Consider the following 8,526-nt stretch of genomic DNA (forward strand, 5'->3'; position numbering starts at 1 on the left):
AAAAATGTTGTTTCCATTTTCATCAGTATCATTCTTTTAGTCTGGATATTTGTTTCGGTAGCAAAGTCTTACAAAACAAGAGGCAACAAATCTCCAAAAGGGATGCAGTCTGTTCTTGAACCTGTCATTCTTTTTATCCGCGATAACATTGCCAAACCTTCGATTGGCGAAAAGAAATATGGTTATTTCATGCCCTTTTTACTCACGATATTTTTCTTTATTTTTTTGAATAACCTATTGGGTTTAGTTCCATTTTTCCCTGGAGGAGCAAATGTAACCGGAAACATTTCAGTAACACTTGTGCTTGCTCTGTTTACTTTTGTTGCAGTGGTGGTTACAGCAAATAAAAATTTCTGGATACACATTTTCAACACTCCCGGTGTCCCCTGGATGCTGAAGTTACCTGTTCCATTAATGCCGGTAATCGAACTTGTGGGACTCGTCATCAAGCCCTTCGTTTTGATGATTCGTCTTTTTGCCAATATAACTGCCGGGCACATCATCATGTTGGCATTTCTCAGTTTAATTTTCATTTTCGGTGACAGGGGAGCTATTTTAGGCTATGCGATTTCGCCAGTTTCTATTGGCTTTGCCATTTTTGTGACCTTTATTGAATTGTTGGTAGCTTTTATACAGGCTTATGTTTTTACATTGCTCTCTGCACTGTACTTTGGGATGGCAGTTGAGGAGGCACATCATTAAAAGAATTTTATTACAAATTAATTCATACTAATCATTAAATTAATCACTTAAATCATGGAATTGTTATCAATTTTATTGCAAGCGGGAGTAGATATGACAATCATGGGTAAAGCCATCGCCGGCCTTGCCGCAGCTATTGCCGCAGCAGGAGCGGGTTTTAGTATTGGGAAAATAGGGGTTTCAGCAATCGAATCCATTGCCCGTCAACCGGAAGTTGCCGGTGATGTCAGGTCAAATATGATCGTATCAGCAGCGCTTATCGAAGGTCTTGCCTTCTTCGCTATCGTGGTTTGCTTGCTGATCGTGTTTTTATAGTCGGTTTTACCTTAAAGGTTTTTTAGCTAAGCCTGTTCACTTTTCAGGACTAAAATCCCGGAAAAGTGATTATTTAACAGCTAGGACCGCATTTTGCTGCTTAAGTATTAACACTGAGCAGGTATAAATTTTATGTTACTAATGTTTAATCGATAAACTATGGAATTGGTCAGTCCCGGATTAGGATTGGTATTTTGGATGACATTTGCCTTTGGAGCCGTATTATGGATCCTGGCAAAGTTTGCCTGGAAACCTATTATGAAATCCATACAGGAGCGCGAAGACTCTATAGATCATGCTTTGCAGCAGGCTGAGTTTGCACGCGAGGAGATGAAAAACCTGAAAACAAACAACGAGCAACTGATGCATGAGGCCAAAATCGAGCGGGATAACATCATCAAAGAAACAATCCGGTTTAAAGAAAAACTGATTGTGGAGGCAAAAGAGAGGGCTTCTGCAGAGGCTGATCTCATCATCCAGCAAACCAGGGAAAAGCTGGAGTTTGAAAAGAAAGCCGCAATGGTTGACCTGAAAAACCAGATTGGACAGTTATCGCTTGAAATCGCTGAAAAGCTTTTAAATCGTGAACTGAGCGACAAAAAAGCTCAAAAAGAATACACAGAACAATTAATTAAGGAAGTAAAGCTGAATTAATAAAACCTTTCAAGGACGATGGATATAACGATCATTTCAAAACGCTATGCATCCGCTTTTTTCAGTCTCGCTCAGGAGCAGGGGCTTATTGAGCCGGCCTACCAGGATATGTTGCTTGTTTCTGAAGTGATCAGTGAAAACAAGCACCTTGGCGATCTTTTGAAAAGTCCTGTCATTCCTACCCCAAAGAAGGTAAAAATAATAAAAACCCTTTTTGGAAACAAACTTCAAAAACTATCCATCCGGTTCCTTGAATTGGTTTTGAAAAAAGACAGGGCTATACTCATCCGGTTGATTGCCGATAGCTATATAGAGCTTTACAAGGATTTCAATAATATCGTTACAATCAAATTGGTTACTGCTTCAATGATTGATGAAGAAACCCGCAAGGAACTGCTTGAGCAGCTCACATCAGCCTCCAACAAAACCGTTGATTTGGTGGAAGAGATTAATCCCAGCCTGATTGGCGGGTTCGTGTTGAAATTAAAAGACAGCAAGTATGACGCCAGTCTGAGGCGAAAAATTGAACTCCTGGGGAAAGATTTTGAGAAAAATCCTTACGTCAAGGAGTATTAAGGAAATTGTAAAAAGTTAATTAAAGAAGAATTATGGCACAGATAAAACCGGCGGAAGTAACCGAAATCCTGCGGCAGGAACTAGCAGGCTTCAAGACAGCAACAGAACTTGAGGAGATTGGAACGGTACTTCAAATCGGCGACGGTATCGCACGAATTTTTGGTCTTACCAATGTTGAATCGGGCGAGTTGGTGAAATTTGATAAAGGCGACCTGATGGGCATTGTACTAAACCTTGAACAGGATAATGTCGGGATAGTCTTGCTGGGTGATACCCACGACATCAAAGAAGGCGACATTGTGAAGCGTACCCGGCGCATTGCCTCGATCAACGTAGGCTACGGAATGTTAGGCAGGGTAGTAAATACACTGGGTAAACCGATTGACGGAAAAGGGGAGATCAAAGGCGAAATATGGGAAATGCCCCTCGAGCGGAAAGCACCAGGCGTTATCTTCAGGCAACCTGTAAATGAGCCCCTTCAAACCGGTATCAAAGCCATCGACGCTATGATCCCGATTGGTCGCGGACAGCGCGAGTTGATCATCGGGGACAGGCAGACAGGGAAAACGGCCATTGCACTCGACACCATCATCAATCAACGTGAATTTTACGACAAGGGGAAACCGGTTTATTGCATTTACGTGGCTACCGGTCAGAAAGGCTCAACCGTTGCCAACATCGTAAAAACGCTTGAGGAAAATGGCGCATTACCTTATACCATCATCGTAGTTGCCACAGCCTCTGACCCTGCTGCCATGCAGTTTTATGCTCCGTTTGCCGGCGCTGCAATTGGTGAATTTTTCAGGGATACCGGTAATCCTGCTTTGGTAGTTTTTGATGACCTTTCGAAGCAGGCCGTTTCTTATCGTGAAGTTTCGCTCCTTCTGCGACGTCCTCCGGGGCGGGAAGCCTATCCTGGTGATGTGTTCTATTTACACTCCCGTTTGCTCGAACGCGCAGCAAAAATCATCGAATCCAATGAGATTGCCCGCCAGATGAACGATCTTCCGGAAAGCCTGAAGCCTATTGTGAAAGGCGGTGGTTCACTTACAGCCCTCCCTATCATTGAAACACAGGCTGGCGACGTTTCGGCTTATATTCCGACAAACGTCATCTCAATTACGGATGGCCAGATATTCCTCGAATCAAATCTGTTTAATGCCGGGATCAAACCAGCCATTAACGTAGGGATTTCTGTTTCGCGTGTAGGTGGCAATGCGCAAATCAAATCCATGAAAAAAGTGTCGGGAACACTGAAAATCGACCAGGCTCAGTTTCGCGAGTTGGAGGCTTTTGCAAAGTTTAGCTCCGACCTCGATGCATCCACCATGTCGGTGCTTGAAAAAGGCCGGCGGAATGTGGAAATCCTGAAACAGGACCAATACTCACCAATGAAGGTCGAAGAGCAGATAGCAATTATTTATTGCGGAACAAAAGGTTTATTGAGAGAGTTGCCTGTTACAGAAGTAAAAGTATTCCAGGAAGATTACCTGAATATCCTCAAAATGCAACATGCAGATTTGCTTACTAACTTACGGGAAGGAAAATTACTGCCGGAGGATGAGAAAATAATAAAAACCGTTGCTGCAGAAACAATTACTAAAATTACCAGTAAAAAAACAGCAAAATAACCAGCACGTATGCCAAACCTGAAAGAAGTCAGAACACGAATCGACTCGGTGAAATCGACCGAGCAGATTACCAGTGCCATGAAAATGGTTTCTGCTTCTAAATTGCGTAAAGCCCAGACCGCCATCCAGGATCTGCGCCCCTATTCGGAAAAGATGGAAACCTTGATGCACAGGGTATTTCATCCCGGTGAAAAACCAGTAATTACTGCGTTGAACGAACAACGTTCTGCTGAAAAAATTCTTATTGTTGCCATTGCCTCAAACCGGGGACTTTGCGGCCCTTTTAACACGAATATTGGTAAGGTTGTTATGCAAAGGATAACTGATAAATACCAAAGCCAATATGAGCAGGGTAACGTGGAGATATTTACTGTGGGTAAAAAACTCTATGAGTACCTAAACATTCGAAAAATAAAGGTAGCAAGACGTAACGATGATTTGGTTGATAAGCTGAGCCCTGAAATCATCAAACCGGTGGTCAGTGAATTGATGACCTCATTTGAAGCCAAAAAATATGACCGGATCGAACTGATTTACCATCACTTTAAAAATGCAGCCGTACATTTGCAACATGTGGATCAGTTTCTCCCATTCGAAAATCCCTACGAACACTTAAAGCTAAAACCAAGAGATGACTTTGAATATATTTACGAGCCCTCTCTTGAGCAGGTATTGGAAACATTAATCCCGAAATGGCTTAACCTGAAGTTTTACGAAACCCTTGCTGATTCGGCTGCTTCGGAACATGGCGCCCGCATGATTGCCATGCACAAAGCCACTGATAATGCCAAAGAGCTGCTCAAAAACCTCAAACTTTCCTATAACAAAGCGCGCCAAACAGCCATCACCAACGAGATAATTGAAATTATTGGCGGAGCGGAGTCGTTTAAGGGATAAAAGTTAGCAATTTAAATCTCCGGCATTCATTCCATTCTGTTTCACATCGTTTTCTCAGAGGCAAAAATATTGAGTAATTTTGCCGCTCAAACGTATTTTACCAGGATATGACTAACAATTCAGTTGATATTTTAAATGAACAATTTAAAAGTGCTTCGGCAAATGAAGTGCTGGATTATTTTATTAAAAACTACAAAGGCAGGATCGCTTTAGCTTCAAGCATGGGCGCAGAGGATCAGGTGCTCACCGAAATGATTGCTAAAATTAATCCGCTAACAAGAATTTTTACACTCGACACTGGAAGAGTCTTCCCTGAAACCTACGATTTGATCGAAAAAACGAACGCCCGCTATAAAATCAATATCGAAGTTTTCTTCCCGGAAAGAGATCAGGTAGAGAAAATGGTTGGCGAAAAAGGGATCAACCTTTTTTACGAAAGCATCGAAAACCGGAGGGAATGCTGCAATGTACGCAAGATTGTTCCTCTGAAACGAGCATTGCAAGGCCTTGATGTATGGATTAGCGGGCTGAGGCGGTCACAGTCGGTCACACGTACTGAAATCCAGACGGTGGAGTGGGATGAAGGCAACCACCTGATCAAAATTAATCCATTGATCAATTGGAAAGAAGAAGAAGTGTGGGCTTATATCAAAGAAAAAAATATTCCTTACAACACACTACATGACAGGGGATTTGCTAGCATTGGCTGCCAGCCCTGCACGCGGGCTGTCAACCCCGGTGAGGACGTGCGTGCGGGGCGCTGGTGGTGGGAAAATCCCGACCATAGAGAGTGCGGTTTACATGTGAAACAGAACAAGGTTTGATTTTATATCTAATTATAAATTATGGATTTAAGTATCTTTCAGGCTGACTCATGGGTATTTGTATGGATCATTTTGCCGCTGCTTATCTTTTTTTCGCGTATTGCCGACCAAAGCATCGGTACCCTGCGACTGATCTTTGTGTCGAAGGGTTATAAATATTACGCACCAATCCTCGGTTTCTTCGAAGTGATCATTTGGCTGCTTGCAGTGAGTCAAATCCTGAAGCAGATGGATAACTTCCTCTATTACATTGCCTACGGCGCCGGTTTTGCAGCTGGTAACTTTATCGGAATTATACTCGAAGAACGCATTTCATTAGGAACGGTCATAGTGAGAATTATGCCAAAATTGGATGCCACTGATCTGATCGCTTACCTGAAAGATAACAATTACGGCCTTACGCTGATGGACGCCGAAGGTAGCCGCGGTCCGGTCAAGATCATCTTTCTTATCATCCCTCGCAAACAGGTGAAAGAGCTGGTTTCGATCATCAACCGGTTTAACCCCAATGCCTTTTACTCCATTGAAGATGTCAAATCAGTAAAACATGGGATAATCAGGCAGGATAACCCTGTGTTCTGGAAGCCAAAAGTACCGCAGTTGTGGAGGAAAAGTAAATAAAACAGCTTAGCGAAAAGCCTTCGCCGTATTAAAAGTTGAAACTCAATTCATCAATCCCATCTTATTGCCTTTACCGGGCTGATGCGCATGATCACGTAAGAAGGGACTAGCATAAAGAGGATGCAGAGGGTCAATGTTCCGACGTTGAGGAGGATGATTGGTAAAATATCAAGTTGAATGGGCACGTATGGAACATAATAGGATTCCTGGTCAAGCTTAAAAATTCGGAAGTAAAACTGCAATAATGAAAGTGAAATCCCGAGTAAATTCCCATAAAGCAACCCCCTGCCGATGATGAAAGATGCATTGTAAAGAAAAATCCGCCGCACCGACCGGTTACCTGCACCGAGTGCCTTCAACACGCCGATCATATTGGTTTTTTCGAGAATAAGGATGAGTAGTGTTGAAATCATATTAATGGCAGCAACGGCAATCATCAGTACCAGAATGATAATGACGTTCATATCCTGAAGGCCAAGCCATTCGAAGATTTGTGGAAACATGTCCTTTATTGATGTGGAGTTGAGGTCGTAACCAATTGTGTTGTAAACCATTTCTGTCATCCGGTCAATATCGCGGAAGTCGTTCACAAACACTTCAAACCCGCTGATTTCGCTGGTGTCCCAGTTGTTGAGCCGCTGCACATGACGCAGGTCTCCAATCAGGTAAAGATCATCAAACTCTTCGAGCCCGGTTTCGTAAATTCCTGCAATACGAAATTTTCGGCCCCGTGGACTGAGTTCATCAGCATTCACAAAATAAACCCGGACATCCTCACCAAGGCTTAAGTTGAGCTTGTTTACAATTTTTCTGGAAATAAGGATGTCGTCGGTTTGGCTTTCAGCATCAATTGATATCAGGGCGCCTTCAACGATTTTATCCTTGAAAAACGACCAGTCGAAATCGGTCCAGATCCCTTTGAGAACGATGCCCTGGATTTGGTCGGCAGTCTTGATTAATCCCGATTTTGTTGCAAAAACCTGGATATGACGGATGCCGGCGCTGTCGCTGAGGCCGGGATAAAAAGGCTGGTCAATGCTGATGGGGGATGTTTCGTAAGAGCGGTTTAGGTCGAAGCTTGTGATCTGGATGTGCGAACCAAAACCGATCACTTTATCTGTAATTGCGCCTTTAAAACCCGTAGTTACAGCTACAGAAATGATCATTACTGCCAGTCCGAGTGCAATGCTGATGACCGAAAGCCGCACGATCGGCCAAGAAAAATTAGCTTTGTCTTTGGATAAAATCCCTTTTGCTATAAAAAACTCAAAGTTCAAACTATTGCGATTTTTGGCAAAAGTAACCAAAAAAAATGCGGAGGGGCTTTTGCTGCTGCCAGTAATGAGGGTGCCTTTTTTCAAAAAATCCCCTTCTCCCGATTTCTGCTAATTTTGCTCTTCAATTTTTATGAAACGAAAATTGTTGGTAGGAATGGATAAATCAAGAATATTTTCCCTGAAGTCAATGCTTCCTGTGCTTTTAGCGGCCCTGCTTTCGACTTGCATTCACGGGCAGGAACCAAAAAAAATTATCCCCGGCGCTGAACGTACTTCGCTCTATTTCCCTCTCATCCAGAATAAACGCATCGCCATTGTGGCCAACCACACTTCGCTGATTGGCGAACAGCATCTTGTTGATAGTCTGATCAGAGCGGGAATGGACGTAGTAAAGGTTTTCAGTCCCGAGCATGGTTTTCGCGGCAAGGCCGATGCTGGTCAAAAGGTGGATGATGCCATTGATCGTGTGACCGGACTGCCGGTAATTTCACTTTATGGCGACAACAAAAAACCACGTGAGACAGATCTGTCTGACATTGACATCATCATCTTCGATATTCAGGATGTGGGCGCCCGGTTTTACACCTATATTTCCACCATGTCCTACATGATGGAAATTTGCGCTGCCAAAGGATTGCCGATGCTGGTGCTTGATCGTCCCAACCCCAATGGATTTTATGTTGATGGACCTGTGCTCGAAGAAGGTTTTACTTCTTTTGTGGGGCTTCACCCGGTTCCCATAGTTCATGGCATGACCGTAGGTGAATACGCGCGAATGGTCAATGGTGAGGGATGGTTAGAGAACAGGCTAAAGTGTGATTTGACGGTTATCCCCGTTGGGAATTACACTCACAACGATTTTTACGATCTACCTGTCGGGCCTTCCCCAAACCTTCCCAATAAATACGCTGTTTACCTGTATCCTTCACTCTGCCTTTTCGAAGGAACCGTTGTTAGTGTCGGGCGCGGAACGGATCTTCCATTTCAGGTCATAGGCCACCCGCAATATACGTTGGGAAGTTATGTCTT

10 protein-coding genes are annotated in these 8,526 nt (G+C 43.4%); 9 read left to right on the forward strand and 1 reads right to left on the reverse strand.

Going from position 1 to position 8,526, the window contains the following annotated elements; translation table 11 throughout:
* The 8 genes from atpB to IH598_03250 all read left to right on the forward strand — a co-directional run.
* Window positions 1–702, forward strand: a 702-nt coding sequence (gene atpB / locus IH598_03215; protein ID MBE0637509.1) for a F0F1 ATP synthase subunit A, incomplete at its 5' end; no start/stop codon positions are given.
* Window positions 703–756: 54 nt separating this feature from the next.
* Window positions 757–1,017 carry an ATP synthase F0 subunit C gene (gene atpE / locus IH598_03220; GenBank protein MBE0637510.1) on the forward strand — a complete coding sequence of 87 codons (261 nt, stop codon included), beginning with the start codon at window positions 757–759 and terminating at the stop codon, window positions 1,015–1,017.
* 159 nt (window positions 1,018–1,176) lie between these two features.
* Entirely contained in the window at window positions 1,177–1,671 is a 495-nt protein-coding gene (gene atpF / locus IH598_03225; GenBank protein ID MBE0637511.1) for a F0F1 ATP synthase subunit B, read from the forward strand.
* An 18-nt stretch (window positions 1,672–1,689) separates the two neighbouring features.
* Window positions 1,690–2,247 carry an ATP synthase F1 subunit delta gene (gene atpH / locus IH598_03230; protein MBE0637512.1) on the forward strand — a complete coding sequence of 186 codons (558 nt, stop codon included), beginning with the start codon at window positions 1,690–1,692 and terminating at the stop codon, window positions 2,245–2,247.
* A 32-nt stretch (window positions 2,248–2,279) separates the two neighbouring features.
* Window positions 2,280–3,878 (forward strand): F0F1 ATP synthase subunit alpha, encoded by a 1,599-nt coding sequence (locus IH598_03235; protein MBE0637513.1) that lies wholly within the window; start codon window positions 2,280–2,282, stop codon window positions 3,876–3,878.
* A 9-nt stretch (window positions 3,879–3,887) separates the two neighbouring features.
* Complete coding sequence (gene atpG / locus IH598_03240; GenBank protein MBE0637514.1) at window positions 3,888–4,775, forward strand: ATP synthase F1 subunit gamma; 888 nt, start codon at window positions 3,888–3,890, stop codon at window positions 4,773–4,775.
* A gap of 107 nt (window positions 4,776–4,882) precedes the next feature.
* Window positions 4,883–5,599 (forward strand): phosphoadenylyl-sulfate reductase, encoded by a 717-nt coding sequence (locus tag IH598_03245; GenBank protein ID MBE0637515.1) that lies wholly within the window; start codon window positions 4,883–4,885, stop codon window positions 5,597–5,599.
* A 21-nt stretch (window positions 5,600–5,620) separates the two neighbouring features.
* A complete protein-coding gene (locus tag IH598_03250) occupies window positions 5,621–6,220 on the forward strand; it encodes a DUF2179 domain-containing protein (GenBank protein ID MBE0637516.1) in 600 nt (199 codons plus the stop codon).
* Between the two features lie 50 nt (window positions 6,221–6,270).
* Here the strand turns inward: IH598_03250 and IH598_03255 are convergent, their stop codons facing one another.
* On the reverse strand, window positions 6,271–7,497 hold the full coding sequence (locus IH598_03255; protein MBE0637517.1) for an ABC transporter permease: 1,227 nt from the start codon (window positions 7,495–7,497) through the stop codon (window positions 6,271–6,273).
* Between the two features lie 187 nt (window positions 7,498–7,684).
* Here IH598_03255 and IH598_03260 point away from each other — a divergent pair.
* The coding region (locus tag IH598_03260) for a DUF1343 domain-containing protein (GenBank protein ID MBE0637518.1) at window positions 7,685–8,526 on the forward strand (842 nt) is incomplete at its 3' end.

Source organism: Bacteroidales bacterium (assembly GCA_014860585.1).
GTDB lineage: Bacteria > Bacteroidota > Bacteroidia > Bacteroidales > 4484-276 > RZYY01.